General features: G+C 65.0%; 17 protein-coding genes, 1 other RNA gene and 2 pseudogenes. 5 read left to right on the forward strand and 15 right to left on the reverse strand.

The annotated features are described in order from the left end of the window. Positions 1-3: 3 nt before the first annotated feature. The 8 genes and pseudogenes from ACZ9YD_RS16815 to ACZ9YD_RS16850 form a co-directional block, all read right to left on the reverse strand. Complete coding sequence (locus ACZ9YD_RS16815) at positions 4-867, reverse strand: prepilin peptidase (protein ID WP_465076417.1); 864 nt, start codon at positions 865-867, stop codon at positions 4-6. Between the two features lie 19 nt (positions 868-886). Beyond that, entirely contained in the window at positions 887-2164 is a 1278-nt protein-coding gene (locus ACZ9YD_RS16820; RefSeq protein ID WP_465076418.1) for a type II secretion system F family protein, read from the reverse strand. Between the two features lie 127 nt (positions 2165-2291). Next, positions 2292-4016, reverse strand: coding sequence for a type IV-A pilus assembly ATPase PilB (gene pilB, locus ACZ9YD_RS16825; protein WP_465076439.1), 1725 nt, complete (start codon positions 4014-4016; stop codon positions 2292-2294). 311 nt (positions 4017-4327) lie between these two features. Beyond that, on the reverse strand, positions 4328-4783 hold the full coding sequence (locus ACZ9YD_RS16830) for a pilin (RefSeq protein WP_465076419.1): 456 nt from the start codon (positions 4781-4783) through the stop codon (positions 4328-4330). A 233-nt stretch (positions 4784-5016) separates the two neighbouring features. After that, positions 5017-5733 carry a hypothetical protein gene (locus ACZ9YD_RS16835; protein ID WP_465076420.1) on the reverse strand — a complete coding sequence of 239 codons (717 nt, stop codon included), beginning with the start codon at positions 5731-5733 and terminating at the stop codon, positions 5017-5019. Between the two features lie 136 nt (positions 5734-5869). Continuing rightward, positions 5870-6028: pseudogene (locus tag ACZ9YD_RS16840) on the reverse strand (helix-turn-helix domain-containing protein); the annotation flags it as partial. Positions 6029-6135: 107 nt separating this feature from the next. Next, positions 6136-7285: pseudogene (locus ACZ9YD_RS16845) on the reverse strand (sigma-54-dependent transcriptional regulator); the annotation flags it as partial. A gap of 627 nt (positions 7286-7912) precedes the next feature. Further along, entirely contained in the window at positions 7913-9529 is a 1617-nt protein-coding gene (locus ACZ9YD_RS16850) for a sensor histidine kinase (RefSeq protein ID WP_465076440.1), read from the reverse strand. Between the two features lie 172 nt (positions 9530-9701). Between ACZ9YD_RS16850 and sucC the strand changes: the two genes are divergently transcribed. From sucC to rpoD, 5 genes are all read left to right on the forward strand, one after another. Next, positions 9702-10862 carry an ADP-forming succinate--CoA ligase subunit beta gene (sucC, locus tag ACZ9YD_RS16855; RefSeq protein WP_465076421.1) on the forward strand — a complete coding sequence of 387 codons (1161 nt, stop codon included), beginning with the start codon at positions 9702-9704 and terminating at the stop codon, positions 10860-10862. 178 nt (positions 10863-11040) lie between these two features. After that, on the forward strand, positions 11041-11913 hold the full coding sequence (gene sucD / locus ACZ9YD_RS16860; RefSeq protein WP_232134315.1) for a succinate--CoA ligase subunit alpha: 873 nt from the start codon (positions 11041-11043) through the stop codon (positions 11911-11913). 152 nt (positions 11914-12065) lie between these two features. Beyond that, a complete protein-coding gene (locus tag ACZ9YD_RS16865) occupies positions 12066-13703 on the forward strand; it encodes an NAD+ synthase (protein WP_465076422.1) in 1638 nt (545 codons plus the stop codon). 214 nt (positions 13704-13917) lie between these two features. Further along, positions 13918-14355, forward strand: a complete 438-nt coding sequence (gene dtd, locus ACZ9YD_RS16870) for a D-aminoacyl-tRNA deacylase (protein WP_465076423.1) — start codon at positions 13918-13920, stop codon at positions 14353-14355. A gap of 54 nt (positions 14356-14409) precedes the next feature. Next, on the forward strand, positions 14410-16290 hold the full coding sequence (gene rpoD, locus ACZ9YD_RS16875) for an RNA polymerase sigma factor RpoD (RefSeq protein ID WP_465076424.1): 1881 nt from the start codon (positions 14410-14412) through the stop codon (positions 16288-16290). 182 nt (positions 16291-16472) lie between these two features. Here the strand turns inward: rpoD and rpiA are convergent, their stop codons facing one another. The 7 genes from rpiA to ACZ9YD_RS16910 form a co-directional block, all read right to left on the reverse strand. Further along, positions 16473-17120 (reverse strand): ribose-5-phosphate isomerase RpiA, encoded by a 648-nt coding sequence (gene rpiA / locus ACZ9YD_RS16880; RefSeq protein WP_465076425.1) that lies wholly within the window; start codon positions 17118-17120, stop codon positions 16473-16475. Beyond that, on the reverse strand, positions 17117-17596 hold the full coding sequence (locus tag ACZ9YD_RS16885; protein ID WP_465076426.1) for an EVE domain-containing protein: 480 nt from the start codon (positions 17594-17596) through the stop codon (positions 17117-17119). Before ACZ9YD_RS16885 ends, rpiA begins: the two co-directional genes overlap by 4 nt. A 10-nt stretch (positions 17597-17606) precedes the next feature. Beyond that, positions 17607-18188 carry a 5-formyltetrahydrofolate cyclo-ligase gene (locus ACZ9YD_RS16890; protein WP_465076427.1) on the reverse strand — a complete coding sequence of 194 codons (582 nt, stop codon included), beginning with the start codon at positions 18186-18188 and terminating at the stop codon, positions 17607-17609. 54 nt (positions 18189-18242) lie between these two features. After that, a non-coding RNA gene (gene ssrS / locus ACZ9YD_RS16895) (6S RNA) lies at positions 18243-18427 on the reverse strand. A gap of 112 nt (positions 18428-18539) precedes the next feature. After that, positions 18540-18839: a cell division protein ZapA gene (locus ACZ9YD_RS16900; RefSeq protein ID WP_465076428.1), complete on the reverse strand. Its 300-nt coding sequence runs from the start codon at positions 18837-18839 to the stop codon at positions 18540-18542. After that, entirely contained in the window at positions 18836-19057 is a 222-nt protein-coding gene (locus tag ACZ9YD_RS16905; protein ID WP_232134323.1) for a TIGR02449 family protein, read from the reverse strand. Before ACZ9YD_RS16905 ends, ACZ9YD_RS16900 begins: the two co-directional genes overlap by 4 nt. Positions 19058-19088: 31 nt before the next feature. Then, positions 19089-20932, reverse strand: a 1844-nt coding sequence (locus ACZ9YD_RS16910) for a putative bifunctional diguanylate cyclase/phosphodiesterase (protein ID WP_465076429.1), incomplete at its 5' end; no start/stop codon positions are given.

A 20932-nucleotide genomic window follows, 5' to 3' on the forward strand; every position in this document is an offset into this window, starting at 1 on the left:
CGGTCAGCCGAGGCCGGCGAATTGCTTGTAACTGTCGACCAGGTCATGACCCCACATGAAGGTCACCCAGCCCGCGATCGCCAGGTACGGCCCGAACGGAATGGGCGTCGCCCGGTCGCGGCCCTGCACGGCGAGCATGATCGACCCGATGATCGCGCCGGTGACCGCCGACAGCAGGATGATCGGCAGCAGTCCGCTGAGCCCGCACCACGCGCCCAGCGCGGCCAGCAGCTTGAAGTCGCCGTGGCCCATGCCTTCCTTGCCGGTGGCCTGCTTGAACAGCCACCACACTGTCCACAGGCTCGCATAGCCCACCACCGCGCCCAGAAGGGCGGGCTTGGCCGGCATATAGAGCGTGTCGAGGCTCGCGATCAAACCCAGCCACATCAGCGGCAAGGTCAGCGAATCTGGCAGCAACTGGGTGCGTACATCGATGCCGGACGCCGCGACCAGGAACCCGGTCAATACCAGCGCGCCGAAGCCCTGCCAGCCGAAGCCGAAGCGCCACACGCAGGCCACGAACAACAGCATCGTCAGCAGTTCGACCGCCGGATACTGCATCGAGATCGGTGCCTTGCAGCTACGGCACTTGCCACGCAGCGCCAGCCAGCTCAGCACCGGGATGTTCTCGTACCACGACAGCTGATGGCCGCAATGCGGGCAGTGCGAACGTTCGACCACGATCCCCGGCGGCGGCGGATCGTACAGCTCCGGCTCGCCCAGCATCTCGCGCGAATCGCGCTTCCACTGCCACTCCATGCGACGCGGCAGGCGCAGGATCACGACGTTGAGGAAGCTGCCCACCAGCAGGCCGAAGCCTGCGGCAAGCGGGAAGCCCAGAGCAGGGTTCTGGTCGAGGAATGCCATCAGTCTTAAAAATTCCGCTTTAGATCGTTGCGGCGATCTTGAAGATCGGCAGGTACATGCCGATCACCATCGAGCCGATGACGCCGCCGATGATGATCATGATCATCGGCTCGATCAGGCTGCTCAATGCATCGACCGCGTTGTTGACCTCTTCTTCATAGAACTCCGCCACCTTGAACAGCATGGTGTCGAGCGCGCCGGCTTCTTCGCCGATGGCGGTCATCTGCACCACCATATGTGGGAACAGATTGACCTGCTTCATGGCCATGTTGACTTGATAGCCGACAGACACGTCGTCGCGGATGCGATGCACTGCCTGCTCATAGACCACGCTGCCTGTCGCGCCCGCCACGATGTCCAAGGCCTCCACCAACGGAACGCCGGCTTTGAACGTCGTGCCGAGCGTGCGGGCGAAGCGCGCGATTGCCGCGTTGTGCAGTACCTGCCCGATCACCGGGATCTTGAGCATCAGGCGGTCCACGCCATGCTGTAGGGGCTTGGAGCGCTTGAACGTGTAGATGAAGAGGATGACACCAGCAATCAATACGCCGAGGATGGCCCACCACCACGAGGTCATGAAGCGGCTCATGTTGACGATGAGCTGGGTGAACGCCGGCAGTTCCGCGTTGAAACTTTTGAACGTGGCCTCGAACTGCGGCACCACGAAGATCAACAGCACTGCGCTAACCAGGATCGCTACCGCGATGACACTCGCCGGGTAGAACAGGGCCTTCTTGATCTTGCCCTTGAGGCTTTCGGTGTTTTCCTTGTAGGTGGCAATGGTGTCCAGCACGGTTTCCAGCACACCCGCAGTCTCGCCGGCGCGCACCAGGTTCTGGAACAGTTCGTCGAACTGCACCGGATACTTGGACAAGGCCTCGGCAATCGAAGAGCCGCCTTCGATGTCCTGCCGCAGGCCGTTGACCATCTTGGCCATGCGTGGATTCTTGTGGCCGTTGCCAATGATCTCGAGCGCCTGCACCACCGGAACGCCCGATTTGATCATCGTCGCCAGTTGGCGGCTGAACACTGCGATCTCTTTCGCCGAGATCTTCTTGCCCGCCGCGCCGAAAAGCGGCTTGGGCTTGATCTTGACCATGCCTGGCTGGATGCCCTGGCGGCGCAGCTCTGCACGCAGCATGTTGGCGTTCTTCGCCTGCTGCTCGCCCTTCATCTTGACGCCGCGCTTGTCGGAGCCTTCCCAGACGAAAGTGTCCAGCGTCACGCCCTCGCGAACAGGACGCGCGGGCTGCTGGCGCGGGATCGGTTTTTTGGCGGCACTGCGTGTGATCGACATGCTGGCGTTCCCCTGAGTCCGATTTCCCCAAACCGGACGGATCGCCGCATGGTAGCGGCTAATAGTCGTCAGTGGCAGGTCCGGCTGTGACCAGACGCCTATTTCGACGCACGTGAAGGAGCGTGCGTCAGTCCTTGGTGACCCGGTTGATCTCGGCAAGGCTGGTCAAGCCCTGGCGCGCCTTCTCCAAAGCAGACTTGCGCAGGTCGTTGACGCCTGCGCGCTGGGCCACTTCCGCGATCTGGATCGCGTTGCCGCCCTGCAGAATGATCTCCTGGATCTGCTCGCTCATCGGCATGACCTGGTACACACCCACGCGGCCTTTGTAGCCATTGGTGCACTCGTCGCAGCCTACGGCTTCCTGGATCTCGATACCCGCCCGTACCTGGTCCTCGCTGAATCCCTCGGCGAGCAGTGCGTGGTCGGGCAGATCGACTCTTTTCTTGCACTTGGGGCACAGCCGACGTGCCAGGCGCTGGGCGATGACGAGGGTCACCGAGCTGGTGATGTTGTACGGCGCGATGCCCATGTTCATCAGACGCGCGATGGTCTGGGGTGCGTCATTGGTATGCAGCGTGGACAGCACCATGTGACCGGTTTGCGCTGCCTTGATGGCGATCTCGGCGGTTTCCAGGTCGCGGATCTCGCCGACCATGATGATGTCCGGATCCTGGCGCAGGAACGAGCGCAGTGCCGCGGCAAATGTCATGCCGCGTTTGTTGTTCTGCTGCACCTGGTTGACGCCGGGCAGACGGATTTCCACCGGGTCTTCCGCGGTCGAGATGTTGCGGGTCTCGTCATTGAGGATGCCCAGCGCGGTATACAGCGACACCGTCTTGCCCGAGCCGGTGGGGCCGGTCACCAGTACCATGCCGTAGGGTTTGTGGATGGCTTCGAGGAACAGCGCCTGCTGGTCGGGCTCGTAGCCGAGCTTGTCGATGCCCAGCTTGGCGGCGCTGGCATCGAGGATACGCAGTACCACCTTTTCGCCGAACAGAGTCGGCAGCGTGCTGACGCGGAAATCGATCTGCTTGGTCTTCGACAGGTTCAGCTTGATGCGGCCGTCCTGCGGAATGCGCTTCTCGGCGATATCCAGCTGCGCCATGACTTTCAGGCGAGCGGTGATACGGCCATTGAGCTTGACCGGCATTTTCGCAACCTGCTTGAGGATGCCGTCAATGCGCAGGCGCACCCGATAGTCCGTCTCGTAAGGTTCGAAATGGATATCCGACGCGCCACGCTTGATCGCGTCCACCAGTACCTTGTTGACGAACTTGACGATCGGCGTGTCGTCCTTGCCGTCCGCCACGTTCTCGATCTTGCTGGCGTCGTCGTCGCTTCCAACATCCAGGGCGTCCAGACCGTCCGTTTCGTCCAGCGCATCGCCGAAGCTGTCCGACGATTGCAGCCAGATGTCCTGGGTGCGGCGGATGCTGTCCTCGTCGACGAGGATCGGTTCCACCGTCAAGTTGGTGTGGAACTTGATCTCGTCCAGCGCATGCGTGTTGGTCGGGTCGGCCGTGCCCACGAACAGGCGGTTGCCGCGCTTGAACAGCGGCAGCACCGCGTGCTTCTGCAGCAGATCCTCGCTGACCAGCTTGATCGCGCTGGCCTGGCTATCCATTGTCGACGGGTCGAACAGTGGCATGCCGAACTCGATGGAGTTCGCAGCGGCCATCTGCGCGGCGGTGACCAGTTTGTGCTCGCGCAGGTAGGCACCGACCTGCTTGCGCGCTGCGGTGGCCTTGTCGAGCGCCTCGCGTGCGGCGGCTTCGTCCAATGCGCCGTCAAGGACGAGGCGGCGTGCGATGCCGGTGATGCCGACGAGGTTCTGTGCGGAAACAGCATTCATGGACGGCGTCCGACTGCGGAAGTGGATAAATATTAGCGTCTGAAGACCCGCGGGAGACGATGTGATCCCTGGCAGTGACACGACAGTTGCCGGCTGCACAGTACAGGTGCTACCGGCGACGATACGCACAGGGTCGACGGCACAGCTGCGACCTGCGTGGTCATGTGCGCGCATAGCCGCCCCCCCTCCCGGCCACGGCAGCGTCGCAGGCAGGTAACCCATACGCACCAGAAACAACAAACCCCGCCGAAGCGAGGTTTGTTGATCGCGAAATAGCTTGCCGAGGTCCGTATTGACTCGGTACCGATTTCTCAGTCGGCGGCAGGCGGTGCGGCGTTGCGGCATTCCGCCGGGACGTACTTATGAGCAGCGGCGGTAGCGACGTGGCAACCCCAATTAATGGGTGCAGTTGCGTTGGTCTGGGCGGGCGTCCACACCATCACCGGGTTGTCGTTCGCGCCGGTGTTACGTGGGGTGGTGGTGATGACACCGCCGTTAGCCACTGCAATCGTGTTGACGTATTCGGTGCCGTCAGCCGGGAACGTGAATCCGGAGTTTGCAGCGGTCACGCCTGCAAGACCGTTATTGAGGGACGACGCCGTCTCAGCAACCGCCAGCTTCGCCGGTGCAGTCTGTGCAACTGCTTCCGACACGCGGGCGCGGACGGTGTAGTCCTGGTACGCCGGCAGAGCGATGGCAACAAGGATGCCGAGGATCGCGATGACGATCATCAGTTCGATCAGGGTAAAGCCGTTCTGCTTCTTCATGGTGTATCCCCTAGGAGTGGTGTTTTTCACGTGCCGCGTGGCCGGCTGGTGCCGATCCGTGGGCAGCCGTGCGACCTGCACGTGCCAGCGGGTAGACGCATGAGCCGTGCCAACTTTTCGCCGAGGGTGAATCACGCCTGCACGTGGCTAAACGGCCGATTCAGAAACAAGACCGCGGAAGGCGTGCCCTTCAGCGGCCACGCTGCGTCAGTTTCTGACGCAAAGCGTCGGTTTTACTGGTCAGGCAGCCGGACGGTCTGCCGTGGCGCCCCGGTGTGGTCGAGCAGCATGATCCCGTCGCCGCGGCGGGACACGATCGGCACTTGCAGTAATGCCTGTGGATCACCGCCTGCGGCGCGCAGATCGCGTGGCGATGCGCGGTCCGCCACCGGCCTCGCGGCCTTCAGCAGCAGGGGCACGATGTCTGCATACGGCTGGTAATACGCCGGTGTGCGCTCGATGCCGGCGCCGCCGGCCATGAAGGTCTCGACGATCGCCTGGCGCTGGCTTACATCGTCCGGCATGCGGGTGCCGACGAGTTGTGGGCCTGTCCAGGAGAGACGACGCCATTCCGGTCGATCGGCCCGCGCCAGGTCGGCGTCGCTGATCTCGTTGGCGAATACCAGCGTGAACGTCTCCGGTGTGCCGACCAGGAATACAGGCCGTCCCTGCCAAAGCGTGTGCAGGCCGTATCCCAGAAATGCGATCTGACAGAGCGCGATGACGCCGAGGTCGAAGCGCAGGCTGCGCTTGCCCTGCTTGTAGACGATCAGCGTCAGCAGAGGCCCTGCGGTCAGGTCAATGCCCAGCATTATCAGCAGGATGCGGTCCAGGCCGGCCACGCGATGCAGCGCGTAGGGATACCAAAGCAGGAATGCGGCAAGCGCGATTCCGCCAATCACGATTGCGCTCAAGGCGAAGTGGGTGGCCGACGCTTTCCAGCGGCTCATGGCGAACGTCCGACTTGGTGGATCAGGGATTCTTGCGCGGGCGCGTACCGCCGACAAGGCATCTCCGGATGGTTGCCACTGCGGTGCTTGATCGAAGCGATCTGCGCCCGGACGTCCTCGCGCGGCGCTGGAAACTTCAGTCGATGCCGAGCTTCTTCAGCTTGTAGCGCAGCGCCCGGAAGGTGATGCCCAGTGCCGCCGCGGTCCGGGTCTTGTTGTAGCGGTTTTCCTGCAGGGACTGCTGGATGGCGGCGCGTTCGATGTCTTCGATGAACGAGGGCAGGGCGGTGCCTGCGGTCTCGTAAGGGCTGATGGTGCGCGGGTCGCGTTGCGGCGGTGTGTTGGCGGGCAGTGCGGAGTGCGTGCCGGTGATCATCGATGAGGTGCTGCGCGGCGCGCCCGGGCCTGTCGGGAGGTGCAGGTCCTCGGCGGTGATGCGGTCGTCGTCGGCCATCGCGAGTGCGCGTTCGAGCACGTTTTCCAGTTCGCGGACGTTGCCCGGGAAGCGGTAGGCCTCAAGCGCGGCGACGGCCGCGTCGTCGAGCATCGGGGGCGCGCGGTGCATGGCCTGGGCGAGGCGCTGCAGGATGGCGTTCGACAACAGCGGCAGGTCGCCGGTGCGCTCGCGCAGCGGCGGCACGTGCAGGCCGATGACGTTGATGCGGTAATACAGGTCGTGACGGAAGCGGCCGTCGTTGACCAGCACGCCGAGATCCTTGTGCGTGGCCGACAGGATGCGCACGTCGACCTGGATTTCGGCTGGCGCGCCGACCGGGCGGATCGATTTCTCCTGGATCGCGCGCAGCAGCTTGACCTGCATGGCCAGCGGCAGTTCGGCGATTTCGTCCAGGAACAGGGTGCCGCCATGGGCAGCCTGGAACAGACCTGGCTTGTCACTGTGCGCGCCGGTGAAACTGCCCTTCTTATGACCGAAGAACTCGCTTTCCATCAATTCGGTCGGAATCGCGCCGCAATTGACCGGGATGAACGGGCCATCGGCGCGTGCGCCCTGCGCGTGGATGGTGCGGGCGACCAGCTCTTTGCCTGTGCCCGATTCTCCGTTGATGAAGACCGGCGCCTGGCTGCGGGCGACTTTGGCGATGGTGTTGCGCAGCGTGACCATGGCATCGGACGTGCCAAGCAGGCGGCTGCTGTGTTCGTCGGGATTGCGCTTGGCGCGTTCGCCCAGTTCCAGCGCCTGGCGGACAAGCCCACGCAGTACGTGAATGTCGACCGGCTTGCTGACGAAATCGAAGGCGCCGGCTTTCAGCGCTTCGACCGCAGCCGCGACATTGCCATACGCGGTAATCATGGCAACCGGCGTGCCGGGGAAGCGGGTGCTGATTTCGCCGACCAGATCCAGGCCTGAACCGTCCGGCAGGCGCATGTCTGTCAGGCAGAGGTCATAGGTCGAAACGGCCAGCAGCTCGCGGGCGACGGCGAGTGTGGGTGCGGTTTCGGTGCGCAGCCCCATGCGGCTGAGGGTGAGGACCAGCAGTTCACGAATATCGTGCTCGTCATCGACGATCAGGACGCTGCGAGTTTCGCTCATCGATTCGGTACACAAATGGAACTGAGGTGTGACGCATGGTGACAGATTCTGTCAAAAGTGACGAGGGTCACGCCGGTGACGCGCGTCACGATGATGGGGGGATGCGGTGCCTGTATTTGGGGGTGGCTCCCGGTGCTTGGAGAATTTCAGTGTGGGCGGGTGGCAGCCTGAAAACACGCAGTCGTGTTTATCCACGCTGTGATGGTGTGGACCGCGAGACCGTCAGCCCAGCGCAGGCTGGGGTCCATTCTGATGTTGCACCTCTCGCTGGATGATCCAGGTCACCAGGACACAATCTTCTTCGCTTAAAAAAAAGTGGGGCAGGTGAAAGTCGATATTGCTGCCCACGCAAGTCGCGGGGACCTGGCTTGCGCCGGGGCGGCGGGATGATCTTCCGCAAGATGGCCGGCTGCATTCCTCTGTTATCGCAGCGAACATCGATCCCAGCGTGATCAGACATGCGTCTGTGGAGAGCCGCTGGGATGACGAGCAGGGACGCTTTTGGATGAGAGTGAGCAGCTTGAGCCGCGGCAGCGGCGAGGAACGTGCTGCGGCGAGTCATGGAGCGAGGCGGCAAGCGCACGCCGCTGTCGGGATACCCGCGACAGGGACGTGGCACGCAGGGGACTAGCTCCGCAACAATGTCTGCCGCGCCGCCAGCGTGACCCGGAAGCAGGCGCCCCCGCCGGGGACGGCGACATATTCCAGGTGTGCCTCGTTCGCCCGGCACAGTTCGTGGGCGATGTAGAGGCCCAGGCCCGTGCCGCTTTCCGAGGTGGTGAAGAACGGACGGAACAGCTGGGCGGTGACGGCATCTGGAATGCCGGGACCGCGGTCGAGGACGCTGAGAGTGGGGCACTCGCCCGACTGCTCGAGGCGCAGGGTGATGCGGGCCAGTTCGCCGGGCATTCGGCCATAGCGCACGGCGTTGTTGACCAGCGCAGTCAGCACCTGGTGCAGGTGACGCGGGTCGAAGATCGCGCGCAGCGTGGGCTGGTCGCAACTGACTTTGAGCTCGGCGTTCTCTTCCGTGACGATCATCCGGTAGTCCTGCACGAAGGCATGGGCTGCGGCGACCAGATCCACGTGTTCGGGCCGGGCGCGTTCGCGACGGGCAAGGCCGAGCACGCTTTCGACGATGCCGTTCGTGCGCACGCATTGCTGGTGGATGATCTGCAGCAGGCGACGATCGGCCTCGCCGATCTGGTCCGACTCTTCCATCAGCTGGGTGGCGTAGCTGATCGCGGCCAGCGGATTGCGGATCTCATGGGCGAGGCTGGCGGAGAACCGGCCCATCGTGGCGAGCGTGAGCGATTCGGCGCGGCGCGACACCAGCGAGGTGTCGTCGAGGAACACGAGTGTGCTGTCGCTCTCGGCCAGCAGGCGCACGAAGCGCGGCATCACGTCGGTGTGTTCGCGCAGGGTCAGTGGTGCGCTGTCGACGCTGCCGCTGCGCAGCCATGCCGCCAGACGCATTGCGAGTGGCGGGGCCAGTTGTCCCAAGGTGCGGCCGTGCAGGCCGTCTTCGCCAGGCGTTTCGGTATCGCCGATCAGCAGCGTCGCGGCTTCGTTGGTCAGGCGGATATGGCCCGTGCCGTCGACCAACAAGACGCCGGTCTGCATGCGACGGATGACCAGTTCGTTGATCTCGGCCAGGTTCGCGGCCTCGGCGCCACGCCGGTCGGCCAGTGCCTGCGAGTCGCGCACCTGCTTGCCCAACTGCCGGGTCAGCGAGGCGGCGGCGAAGAACCCCAGGCCGAACATCAGCATTTCGGCGAAGGGGCGGTCGAAGGTGCCGGCGCCGAACAGGCCGAACAGGCGTTCGATCAGCAGCGCCAGCGACGCGGCTGCGGCGATCACGATGCTGGTGCGCAGGGTCACGAACAGCGACGCGGCGCCGATGTTGAACAGCATCAGCATCGCGATGCCGGGGGCGACTTCCGGAATCGCATGCGTGATCAGCGTGGCGACCACGATATCGACGGCGACACCCACCACTGCGTGGCTGGGGAAGTCGGCCTTGGCGCGCCGCGCATGCAGCAGCAGCCCGACCGACGCGATCAGATAGCCGATGCCGACCGAGATCGCGACCGGCGTATCGATGATGTCGCCCAGCGTCGCGCCCCAGGGGCTGAACACCAGCAGCGCCAGCAGGGCGGCTTCCAGTACCCGGTACAGCGCGAACAGCGAGAGTTCGCGCTGCAGCAGCGCCGGGGTGAGCGTGGAAGCTGCAAGCAGGGGCACAGGCACGTTCCATCGGGGCCGGACGGCCGAGTATAGGCGTCGACCCGGAGCGGCCGGGCGGGGCGATTTTGCCCGCCGCCGCTGCATGGGCGAGAATAGCGGACCCCGTCGACCCGCCGCGCGTCCTGCGCCGCCCGTCGACGGTGTCTTTTCCTTTCCGTACGGACCCCACATGAACTTCCACGAATACCAGGCGAAGCAGTTGTTTGCCGATTACGGCATCCCCGTGCCGGCAGGGCGCGTCGCGTCCACCGCCGAAGAAGCAGTCGAAGCAGCGAACGCCCTGGGCAAGGGCCCCTGGATGGTCAAGGCCCAGATCCATGCGGGCGGTCGCGGCAAGGCCGGCGGCGTGAAGTTCTGCAAGACCACCGACGACGTGAAGGCCGCTGCAGCCAAGATGCTCGGCACCAAGATGGCCACCTATCAGACCGCTGGCGTTGAACTGCCGGTCAATCTGGTGCTGGTCACCGAAGCCGGCGAGATCGCCAAGGAACTGTATCTGTCGGTGCTCGTCGACCGCGGCACGCAGTCGATCACCTATATCGTCTCGAGCGAGGGTGGCGTGGACATCGAGCAGGTCGCTGCCGAGACGCCGGAGAAGATCGAAAGCCTCAACGTCGGCTTCGTCGAAGGCTTCCAGCCCTACCAGGGCCGTGAGATCGGCTTCAAGATCGGTCTGACCGCCAAGCAGGCCAACCAGCTCGCCAAGATCATGGGCGGCCTGTACACCCTGTTCAACGAGAAGGACCTGGCGCTGGTCGAACTCAACCCGCTGGCCATCCTCGACAATGGCGACCTCTATGCCCTCGACGGCAAGGTCGACTCCGACGACAACGCCACGTTCCGTCACAAGGATCTGGCGGCGATGCGTGACGCCACGCAGGAAGACGAGGCCGAGGCGCGTGCCAGCCAGTACGACCTGAACTACGTGACCATGGATGGCAACATCGGCTGCATGGTCAACGGCGCAGGCCTGGCCATGGCGACGATGGACGTGATCGCACTCAACGGCGGTTCGCCGGCGAACTTCCTCGACGTGGGCGGCGGCGCGACCAAGGAGCGCGTGACCGAGGCATTCAAGCTGATCCTGTCGAGCGACAAGGTCAAGGCGATCTTCGTCAACATCTTCGGCGGCATCGTCCGCTGCGACATGATTGCCGAGGGCATCATTGCCGCGGTCAAGGAAGTGGACGTCAAGGTGCCGGTGATCGTGCGCCTCGAAGGCACGAACGTCGAAGCGGGCAAGAAGCTGCTGGCCGAATCCGGCCTCGCCATCACCGCGGCCGACGACATCAACGACGGCGCCAAGAAGGCCGTCGCGGCCGCCGCCTGATTTTTCGACGGCTGCGGGCAAGGCCCTCCGGAGTCCACAGCCCCCTTGAGTCAAGGGGGCGGCATCGCCAGAGGCGATGCGGGGGTTCTGGAGAGGTGGCGCAAGCGGCGTTCCGCATCACGGAACGCTGCGCCGGCCCGAAGCCGTACAACCCATAGATAGCGAAGGACTCAAACGAATGTCCGTTTTGATCAACAAGAACACCAAGGTGATCGTGCAGGGCTTTACCGGCCAGCAGGGCACCTTCCACGCCACCCAGATGGTGGAATACGGCACCCAGGTCGTCGGCGGCGTCACGCCGGGCAAGGGTGGCACCACGCACATCAACCTGCCGGTGTTCAACACCGTGCGCGAAGCGGTTGACGCCACCGGCGCCGACGCCTCCGTGATCTACGTGCCGCCGCCGTTCGCGGCCGACGCGATCCTCGAAGCCGCGGCTGCCGGCATCAAGGTCATCGTCTGCATCACCGAGGGCATCCCGGTGCTCGACATGCTGCGCGTCAAGAACGTGCTGAAGTCGCATCCGGACGTGACCCTGGTCGGTCCGAACTGTCCGGGCGTGATCACGCCGGGCGAGTGCAAGATCGGCATCATGCCGGGCCACATCCACATGCCGGGCAAGATCGGCATCGTGTCGCGTTCGGGCACGCTGACCTATGAAGCGGTCAAGCAGACCACCGCGGCGGGTCTCGGCCAGTCGACCGTCATCGGTATCGGCGGCGACCCGATCAACGGCCTGAACTTCGTCGACTGCCTCAAGCTGTTCAACGAAGATCCGCAGACGCTGGGCATCATCATGGTCGGCGAAATCGGCGGCGACGCCGAGGAAGCGGGCGCCGAGTACATCAAGGCGCACGTCAAGAAGCCGGTGGTCGGCTTCATCGCCGGCGCGTCGGCCCCTCCGGGCAAGCGCATGGGCCATGCCGGTGCGATCGCCTCGGGCGGTTCGGGCACGGCAGAAGGCAAGTTCAAGGCGATGGAAGCGGCCGGGGTGAAGACCGTCCGTTCGCCGGGCGACCTGGGCGAAGCGATCGCTGCGCTCGTGAAGTAATCGCGCTTTTCGCGTGATTCGAAAAGGCCGCCTTCGGGCGGCCTTTTTTGTGGCGTGATGTCGCCACCGCGCGCTGTACATGCGCGAGTGTGCCCGCAGTCCCCGCGATCGCGGCCGCTATGATGGACGGCCCCGACCGCGTGCCTGCCGACATGACCGATCCCCTGCGTATCGCACTCGCCCAGTTCGACTTTCCGGTCGGTGATGTCGGCCGCAATGCCGAGCGCATCGCGGAGATGATCGCCACCGCGCGCGACGAGTTCGGCGCGCATGTCGTGGTGTTCCCGGAGCTCGCGATCAGCGGGTACCCGCCCGAGGACCTGCTGATGCGGCCCTCGTTCCTGATCGATTGCGAAGCGGCGCTGATGCAGATCGCCAAGGACGTGCGCGGCATCGTCGCGGTCGTCGGCTGGCCAGAGTCTGCGGGCAGCGTGCTCTACAACTCGGCCAGCGTGCTGCGCGACGGCAAGCTCGAGCGCACCTATCGCAAGCGCGAACTGCCGAATTACAACGTGTTCGACGAGCGCCGCTATTTCCATGTCGATCCGGACGGCGCGCCCTGCGTGGTGGACGTTGGCGGCGTGCCGGTGGGTGTGCTGGTCTGCGAGGACCTCTGGTTCCCCGAGCCGCTGGCCGACACCGCCGCGGCCGGCGCGGCGGTCGTCGTGGTGCCGAACGCCTCGCCCTACGAGCGCGGCAAGCATCGCCAGCGCGACGCGCTGCTGGCCGAGCGTACCCGCGAGAGCGGCGTGGCGCTGGCCTACGTCAATGTCGTCGGCGGGCAGGACGCGCTGGTGTTCGATGGCGCCTCGGTCGTGGCCGACGCCGACGGTACCGTGCACCCTGCCGCGATCGCGTTCGACGACCAGTGGCTGGTGGTGGATTTCGACCCTGACAAGCGCGCGTTCTCACCGGTGGTCTGGGTCGACGACGGCGACGAAAGCATCGATGCGCTCGCCTGGCGCGCGGTGGTGCGCGGCACGCGCGACTACTGCGGCAAGAACGGGTTTTCGAAAGCCTGGGTCGGGCTGTCGGGCGGCATCGATTCGTCGGTGGTGCTGGCGATGGCGGTTGATGCGCTGGGCGCGGAGAACGTCACCGCCGTGCGCATGCCCTCGCGTTTCACCGCGGGGCTCAGCAACGACCTCGCCGCCGAGCAGTGTGAGGCGCTTGGCGTGCGCATGCTCACCATTCCGATAGAGCTGCCGTTCCAGGGGTTTCTCGACACGCTGTCGGACGCGTTCGAAGGCAAGGGCGTCGATATCGCCGAGGAGAACCTGCAGTCGCGCACCCGCGGCGCCATCATGATGGCGCTCTCGAACAAGCACGGCGGCCTGCTGCTGACGACCGGCAACAAAAGCGAATACGCGGTGGGCTACGCGACGATCTACGGCGACATGTGCGGCGGCTACGCGCCGATCAAGGACCTGTACAAGACCGAAGTCTTCGGCCTGTCGAAGTGGCGCAACACCGTCGGCGGCGCGCCGGTGATTCCACCTGCGGTGATCGCGCGGCCGCCGTCTGCCGAGTTGCGCGACAACCAGCTCGATCAGGATTCGCTGCCGCCCTACGACGTGCTCGACGCGATCCTGCGGCGCTTCGTGGATCAGGAAGAATCGCGCGACGAGATCGTCGCCGCCGGCTTCGATGCGGCGACCGTCGACCGCGTGCTGCGCCTGGTGCGCATCAGCGAGTGGAAGCGCCACCAGGCCGCGCCGGGCCCGAAGATCTCGCGGCGTGCGTTCGGTCGCGAACGCCGGTATCCGATCAGTAATCGGTATGAGGGATGAGTGCATTCATAGACGAGTCGCGGTTTCTCACCCCTTCCCCCGCATGCGGGGGAAGGTTGGGATGGGGGCATCGGGTCCGGTCTCGGACGAGCAATCTGCAATTGATGCTTTCGCGCTTGTTTCAGGTTTCCGCCCAGCCTGACGGGCTGCCCCCACCCAACCCTCCCCCGCACGCAGGGGAGGGCCTGAAGCGGGCTCGCCGAGTGGGTCTGCCATGCTCGCCCTGATCCAGCGCGTCAGCGAAGCCGCTGTCCGCGTCGACGGCGCGGTCATCGGCCGGACCGGTCCGGGTCTGCTCGCGCTGGTCGGGATCGAGCCGGGCGATGGCGAGACCCAGGTCGAACGCATGGCCGAGCGCCTGTTCGCGTACCGGGTCTTTTCGGACGACGCCGGCCGCATGAACCTGTCGCTGGCGCAAACCGGCGGCGGCCTGCTGCTGGTCAGTCAGTTCACGCTGGCAGCGGACACCCGCTCGGGCAACCGGCCCGGCTTCAGCACCGCGGCGCCGCCCGAGGCGGCTGAACGGACCTTCGACCAGCTGGTCGCCGCGTGCAGGACGCGCCATCCGGGGGTGGAAACCGGGCGTTTCGGTGCCCATATGGAGGTCAGCCTGGTCAACGATGGTCCGGTCACCTTCCTGCTCAGGGCATGATCCCGGCCTTGCAGGTGGTATCATTACGGGTTCACTTTTCAGACGGTGCGCCACATGGCGAATGAACGTCCCGCCCAGCAGTCCGACATCAAGATCCTGATCAGCAAGGGCTTGGAGCAGGGCTATCTGACCTATGCCGAAGTCAACGATCACCTGCCCGACGACATGGTCGATCCGGAGCAGATCGAAGACATCATCGGCATGATCAACGGCATGGGCATTGCTGTCCATGAAGTGGCGCCCGATGCGGAAACGCTGCTGCTGGCCGGCGAATCGAGCGGCAACCGCGAAGTCGACGAGACCGCCGCGGAAGAAGCCGCGGCCGCGCTGACCTCGCTCGATACCGAGGGTGGTCGCACCACCGACCCGGTGCGCATGTACATGCGCGAGATGGGAACGGTCGAGCTGCTGACCCGCGAAGGCGAGATCGCGATCGCGAAGCGCATCGAGGAGGGTCTGAACCAGATGATGACCTCGGTGGCCAGCTTCCCGTGGTCGGTCCAGCTTCTGCTCGAAGAATATGAACTGCACAAGGGCGGCAAGAAGCGCATGGCCGAAGTTGTGGCCGGCTTCAATGACCAGTTGCTCGAAGAACTCGCCGCCGAGGAAGAAGCGGCTGCGGGCAACGCGCCTGCGGTGGTCGAGGCCGAGGAAGAGGCCGACAGCGACGACGACGATTCGGACGATTCTTCCGACGAGGAAGAGAGCACCGGCCCGACCGGTCCTGACCCGGTCGAAGTCCTGCGCCGCATGGACCTGATGGCGGATCTGTTCAACAAGTTCCAGAAGTCGTACGCCAAGAACGGTGCGACGGCCAAGGCGTCGATCAAGCTGCGCGGCGAAATGGCCGATGTCTTCATGACCTTCAAGCTGCCGCTGCCGCTGACCGATCTGCTGGTCCGCAAGCTGCGCGAGGTCGTGTCCGAGCTGAAGGACCACGAACGCCGCATCCTCGATCTGTCGACCCGCGTCGCCAAGATGCCGCGCAAGGATTTCATCCGCGCATGGGATGGCAACCAGACCAATACGGGCTGGGCGGACGAGATGATCAAGCGCAAGCAGAAGTGGTCGTCCGGCCTGAAGGATGTGCGCGACCAGATCGTTGCCGAGCAGGAAGCCACGCTCGCGATCGAGAAGGCGATGGGCGTGACGCTGGGCGATCTCAAGGAGATCAACCGCGCGATGGCCTACGGCGAGGCCAAGGCCCGCAAGGCCAAGAAGGAAATGGTCGAGGCCAACCTGCGTCTCGTGATCTCGATCGCCAAGAAGTACACCAACCGCGGCCTGCAGTTCCTTGATCTCATCCAGGAAGGCAACATCGGCCTGATGAAGGCGGTCGACAAGTTCGAGCACCGTCGCGGCTTCAAGTTCTCGACCTATGCCACGTGGTGGATCCGCCAGGCGATCACGCGTTCGATCGCCGATCAGGCACGCACGATCCGTATCCCCGTGCACATGATCGAGACGATCAACAAGCTCAACCGCATTTCCCGCCAGATGCTCCAGCAGTACGGCCGCGAGGCCACGCCGGAGGAGTTGGCCAAGGAAATGGACATGCCGGAGGACAAGATCCGGAAGGTCATGAAGATCGCGAAGGAGCCGATCTCCATGGAGACCCCGATCGGCGACGACGAGGACTCGCACCTGGGCGACTTCATCGAGGACACCAATGTGGAGTCCCCGATCGACGCGACCACCAACACCAACCTCATGGAAACGGTCCGCGACGTGCTCGCCGGCCTGACCCCGCGTGAGGCCAAGGTGCTGCGCATGCGCTTCGGCATCGACATGAACACCGATCACACCCTCGAGGAAGTCGGCAAGCAGTTCGACGTCACCCGCGAGCGGATCCGCCAGATCGAGGCCAAGGCGCTGCGCAAGCTGCGTCATCCCTCGCGCAGCGAACAGCTGCGGAGCTTCCTCGACGTCGAATGAGTCGCGGTCGCCTGAAGTAAGAAAAAGCCCGCCGGAAGGCGGGCTTTTTTGTGGGTCATGTCCAGGGCGAAAAGCTCGCGATTTTCTCTGGTCGCATCCGTCGGGTAGGGGCGCGCTTGCGCGCGATTACTTGCTGCAGGTTTTTCGCGCGCAAGCGCGCTCCTGCAGAAGGCGGGTTTGCGTCAGAGCACCGTCGGCGTCGCGGTGCCCACGATCACCACATCGGCCTTGCGTCTCGCGAACAGACCGACGCTGACCACGCCCGGGATCTGGTTGAGCTTCGCTTCCAGCGCGACCGGGTCGGTGATCGACAGGCCGTGGATGTCGAGCACCCAGTTGCCGTTGTCGGTCTTCACGCCTTCGCGCCACACCGGCTGGCCGCCGGTCGTCTCCAGGATCGTGCGGGCGACGAGGCTGCGCGCCATCGGGATCACTTCGACCGGCAGCGGGAACGTACCCAGCACCGGCACCTGTTTCGCCGGATCGATGATGCAGATGAACTGCCCGCTGGCCTCGGCGATAATCTTCTCGCGCGTCAGCGCCGCACCGCCGCCCTTGATCAGATGCTTACCGGGATCGCATTCGTCGGCGCCGTCGACGTACAGCGCCAGTGGGCCAGTCGCATTGAGGTCGAGCACGTCGATGCCGTGGCCGCGCAGCCGCTCGGTGCTCTGATCCGAGCTCGACACCGCGCCATCGATGCGGTGCTTGATGCGCGCCAGTGCGTCGATGAAATAGGCGACGGTCGAACCGGTGCCGACGCCGACGATCATGCCGTCTTCCACGTACTCGATCGCCTTCTCGGCGGCCAGGCGCTTGCCTTCGCTCATCGCTTCTTCTCCAGGGACAACAGCAGTTTCCACTGCGCGGACGTGACCGGCAGCACCGACAGGCGCGCGCCCTTGCGGATCAGCGCGAATTCTTCGCCGAGCGCGGCGCTGTGCTCGCGGATTTCCGCCAGCGAAATGGGGCGGGCCAGCGTGCGTACATAGCCGACATCGACGAGGAACCAGCGCGGCGTCTCTTCGGTGGCCTTCTCGTCGAAGTATTTGGAAGACTTCTTGAACTGGCTCGGGTCGGGATATGCGGTGGACGCGACCTCGGCGATCCCGTAGATCCCCGGCACGTCGGTATTCGAGTGATAGAACAGCACGCCGTCGCCGACCTGCATGCCGTCGCGCATGAAGTTGCGCGCCTGGTAGTTACGCACGCCGGTCCAAGGCTCGGTGCCGACGCGGGCGAGATCATCGATGGAGAAGTCTTCGGGTTCCGACTTCATCAGCCAGTAGCGTTTGCGGGTGCTCATCGCGTCTCGGTCAGGCAGCTGCGGATGGGTGGAACGTGTTGGATTCGGTGCAGATCGCGTCGAGGGGCACATCCCAATCCGCGGCGTCGAGCGCCTCGAGCTGCTGCAGCGCAAACGCGGCGCCCACGAGCAGCGGCGGCGCGGCCTGCGCGCGACGGACCGCGAAGCTGCGGTCGTACCAGCCGCCGCCCATGCCGAGTCGATTACCGCGCGCGTCGAAGCCGACGAGCGGGGTGACGACCAGCGCCATGGCGCTTGCGTCGAGCGCAGAGGCCGGCTCGATATCGGGTTCTGGAATGCCGTAGCGGTTGGTCACCAGCGGATCGCCGGCGCGCCAAGGCGCGAAACGCAGCACCTCGTCATGCAGCACCGGCAGGCAGTAGATCAGGCCGGCGGGCAGGCGCATCTGGAAGACGTGGAGGCCGATCTCGCCATCGCTGGCCCAGTAGCCGGCGACGTAACCGGATTCGGGCAAGCCGGGCAATGCGAACAGTTGCGTCGCGAGTCCTTCGGCGGCGGCGATGCGTGCGGGCGCAGGCAGGGCGCGGCGCTGGTCGCGCAGGCGTCGGCGGAGGGCGGGGCGGTCGGTCATGCGGCCGGGCTCGTCGTCGGAAGTGCCGGCGACGCGGCGGGCAGGCTCAAAAATACGTTCTCCGCCAATGCCGATGCAGGCGAAACGACCTTGAACCCGGGGTTCAAGTGGGAACGCTGAGATTCCTTCGGGCTTTCCGCTCGGGGGCGGACTGGCACTCCCGGTTTCCTGACGTCCCCGGTGTCGTTATTAAGGGACAAGGCGAATGTTTTGCACGCTGTCGAACAAGGCAGAGAACGCAGGTGCAGTATAGCCAATCGATCCGCGACACGTGTTCCGTTCGTCGGTCGCGACGTGGCGGGCGGCGGCGGGGATTCAGTTGCGTGGAGGCGTCGCGAAGACCCGCAGCGCTCAGCGCTGTTCGGCGTCGAGCACGTCGAGCTTGCGATGCAGTGCCGCCACCGAATCGGAGACTTCGCGCGAACCGTGCGACTGGCCGTCGCCGAGCAGCTGCAGTTCGTGGGCAAGATTGAGCGCGGCGAGGATCGCGATGCGATCGACCGCGGCCATGCGGTTGGCACCGCGGATTTCGCGCATGCGCGCATCCAGCAGCTTTGCAGCCGCCATCAGGCTGTCGCGCTCGTCGGGTGTGACGCCGACGGTGTATTCGCGATCCAGCACGCGCACGCTCACGGCTTCTGTCGCACTCATGTGTGCTGCTCCAGTGACTTGAGTCGCGCGATCATCGCCTCGACCCGCGAGCGTGCCTGCTCGTTCTTCGACAGCAACTGGGCGCGCTCGCCGACGATGGATTCCTGCTGCTGGCGCAGGCTGCGGTTCTCGTCGCTGAGGATGCGGACACGCTCGATCAGCGCATCGAGGCGCGACGTCAGTCTCTGCAGCTGGGCGATGACGTCGGGTTCGGTCATTGCCGCACCATAGGCAGCGCGCCGGTGGCGGTCAAGGCAGGACAGCCAGCGGCTCGTGACGCGCGATGAGCAGGCCGTCGGGGCGCCAGTTGCGCATGAAGGCCAGGCACTGCAACGCATCGAGCGGCGGCGACAGCCAGAAGCCCTGGATCTCGTCGCAGCCACGCTCTGCGAGAAAGCGCATCTGGGCTTCGGTTTCGACGCCTTCCGCCACCACGCGCAGGCCCAGCGAATGCGCCATCGCCACGATGGTCGGGGTGATCGCCGCGTCCTCGGCGTCGTAGGGCAGGCCGTCGACGAAGGCCTTGTCGATCTTGATCGTGGTAATCGGCAGGCGCTTGAGGTACGCCAGCGACGAATAGCCGGTCCCGAAATCGTCGATCGCCAGAGACACGCCGAGCGCGCGGAAGGCCTGCAGACGCTCCGCGGTCTGCTCGGCATTGGCCATCAGCACACTTTCGGTGAGTTCGAGTTCCAGCAGATGCGGCGGAATGCCGACGTCGTCGAGCACGCGCCCGACCACGCCGACGAAATCGCCGCGCAACAGCTGCAGCACCGACACATTGACCGAGACGTTGAGCGCCTCCATACCGTGCTGGCGCCAGCGCTGCAGCACCAGGCAGGCCTCGCGCAGCACCCATTCGCCGATCTCCAGGATCAGCCCGCTTTCCTCGGCGATCGGAATGAACTCGGCCGGCGGAATGTCGCCATGTTCCGGGCTCGACCAGCGCAACAGCGCTTCGACACCCGTGATGCGTGGCGGCGACAGCGACAGGCGCGGCTGGAACACGAGTCGCAGCTCGCCGCGATCGAGCACCTTGCGCAGCGCGCCGGAGATCGTCGCGCGCTGGCGTACCGCCAGATCCATGTTGTCGTTGTAGCGCATGAACGTGCGACGCCCGGCGGCCTTGGCCTGGTACATCGCGGTGTCGGCCTGTTTGAGCAGCTCGGTCGGCACCTGGGCGTGGTCGGGATACAGGCTGATGCCGATCGACGGCGAGATCGACACTTCGCGTCGGTCGTCGAGCAGCAACGGCGCTTCGAAGGCGGTGATGATCTCGCGTGCGACGCGCTCGGCGTCGTCTGGCTTCTCCAGATCTTCCAGCACGACGGTGAACTCGTCACCGCCCAGCCGCGCGACCGTGTGCTGCTCCCCGACGGTCTGCTGCAGCCGCACCGCGGCCGCGCGCAGGATGCGATCGCCGGCGGCGTGGCCCAGTGAATCGTTGATGTCCTTGAAACGGTCCAGGTCGAGGAATAGCACCGCCAGGCGTGTGTCTTCGCGATGCGCGCGGACGATCGCGCGTGACAGGCGCTCCGACAGCAGCGAGCGGTTCGGCAGACTGGTCAGTGTGTCGAAGTTCGCGAGATAACGCAGTTCCTGTTCGGTGCGCTTCTGCTGGGTGATGTCGTTGAACACGCAGACGTGCAGCACGCTGTCGTCGTCGGCATCGCGCACGGTGCGCAGTTCGAGCGCGGTCAGCAGTTCGTCGCCGTCCTTGCGGCGTTGCCACAGTTCGCCGCTCCAGTGGCCCTGGTGCCCCGCCTGCGTGCGGATGTGGTGGTAGAACGCGCTGTCGTTCTGTTCGCTGTCGAGCAGCGAGGCACTGCATCCGAGGACTTCCGTCTCCGCGTAGCCGGTCATGCGCAAGAAGGCGGGATTGACCGACACGTAGCGGAAATCCGCGTTCATCACCGCGACCGCTTCGCTCATGCTGCGCAACACCGTCGCGGCGATCTGGCGCTCGCGTTCGGCCTCGCGTGTGGCGGACACGTTGAGCGCTGTGCCGGCGATGCGCAGCACGTTGCCGTCCTCGTCGCGCTCGACAGCGCGGCCACGTACGCGTACCCAGGCCCCCCCCCCCCCCCGCTCCT

The organism is Luteimonas sp. AC640a (genome assembly GCF_979256585.1).

Bases quoted from the DNA above. Each gene is read 5' to 3' on its own strand.
- ACZ9YD_RS16820 (WP_465076418.1), bottom strand. From the start codon at position 2,164: ATGTCGATCACACGCAGTGCCGCCAAAAAACCGATCCCGCGCCAGCAG.
- ACZ9YD_RS16890 (WP_465076427.1), bottom strand. From the start codon at position 18,188: ATGACCGACCGCCCCGCCCTCCGCCGACGCCTGCGCGACCAGCGCCGC.
- ACZ9YD_RS16865 (WP_465076422.1), top strand. From the start codon at position 12,066: ATGACCGATCCCCTGCGTATCGCACTCGCCCAGTTCGACTTTCCGGTC.
- ACZ9YD_RS16905 (WP_232134323.1), bottom strand. From the start codon at position 19,057: ATGACCGAACCCGACGTCATCGCCCAGCTGCAGAGACTGACGTCGCGC.
- rpiA (WP_465076425.1), bottom strand. From the start codon at position 17,120: ATGAGCGAAGGCAAGCGCCTGGCCGCCGAGAAGGCGATCGAGTACGTG.
- ACZ9YD_RS16830 (WP_465076419.1), bottom strand. From the start codon at position 4,783: ATGAAGAAGCAGAACGGCTTTACCCTGATCGAACTGATGATCGTCATC.
- sucC (WP_465076421.1), top strand. From the start codon at position 9,702: ATGAACTTCCACGAATACCAGGCGAAGCAGTTGTTTGCCGATTACGGC.
- ACZ9YD_RS16885 (WP_465076426.1), bottom strand. From the start codon at position 17,596: ATGAGCACCCGCAAACGCTACTGGCTGATGAAGTCGGAACCCGAAGAC.
- pilB (WP_465076439.1), bottom strand. From the start codon at position 4,016: ATGAATGCTGTTTCCGCACAGAACCTCGTCGGCATCACCGGCATCGCA.
- ACZ9YD_RS16900 (WP_465076428.1), bottom strand. From the start codon at position 18,839: ATGAGTGCGACAGAAGCCGTGAGCGTGCGCGTGCTGGATCGCGAATAC.
- rpoD (WP_465076424.1), top strand. From the start codon at position 14,410: ATGGCGAATGAACGTCCCGCCCAGCAGTCCGACATCAAGATCCTGATC.
- dtd (WP_465076423.1), top strand. From the start codon at position 13,918: ATGCTCGCCCTGATCCAGCGCGTCAGCGAAGCCGCTGTCCGCGTCGAC.
- ACZ9YD_RS16815 (WP_465076417.1), bottom strand. From the start codon at position 867: ATGGCATTCCTCGACCAGAACCCTGCTCTGGGCTTCCCGCTTGCCGCA.
- ACZ9YD_RS16835 (WP_465076420.1), bottom strand. From the start codon at position 5,733: ATGAGCCGCTGGAAAGCGTCGGCCACCCACTTCGCCTTGAGCGCAATC.
- sucD (WP_232134315.1), top strand. From the start codon at position 11,041: ATGTCCGTTTTGATCAACAAGAACACCAAGGTGATCGTGCAGGGCTTT.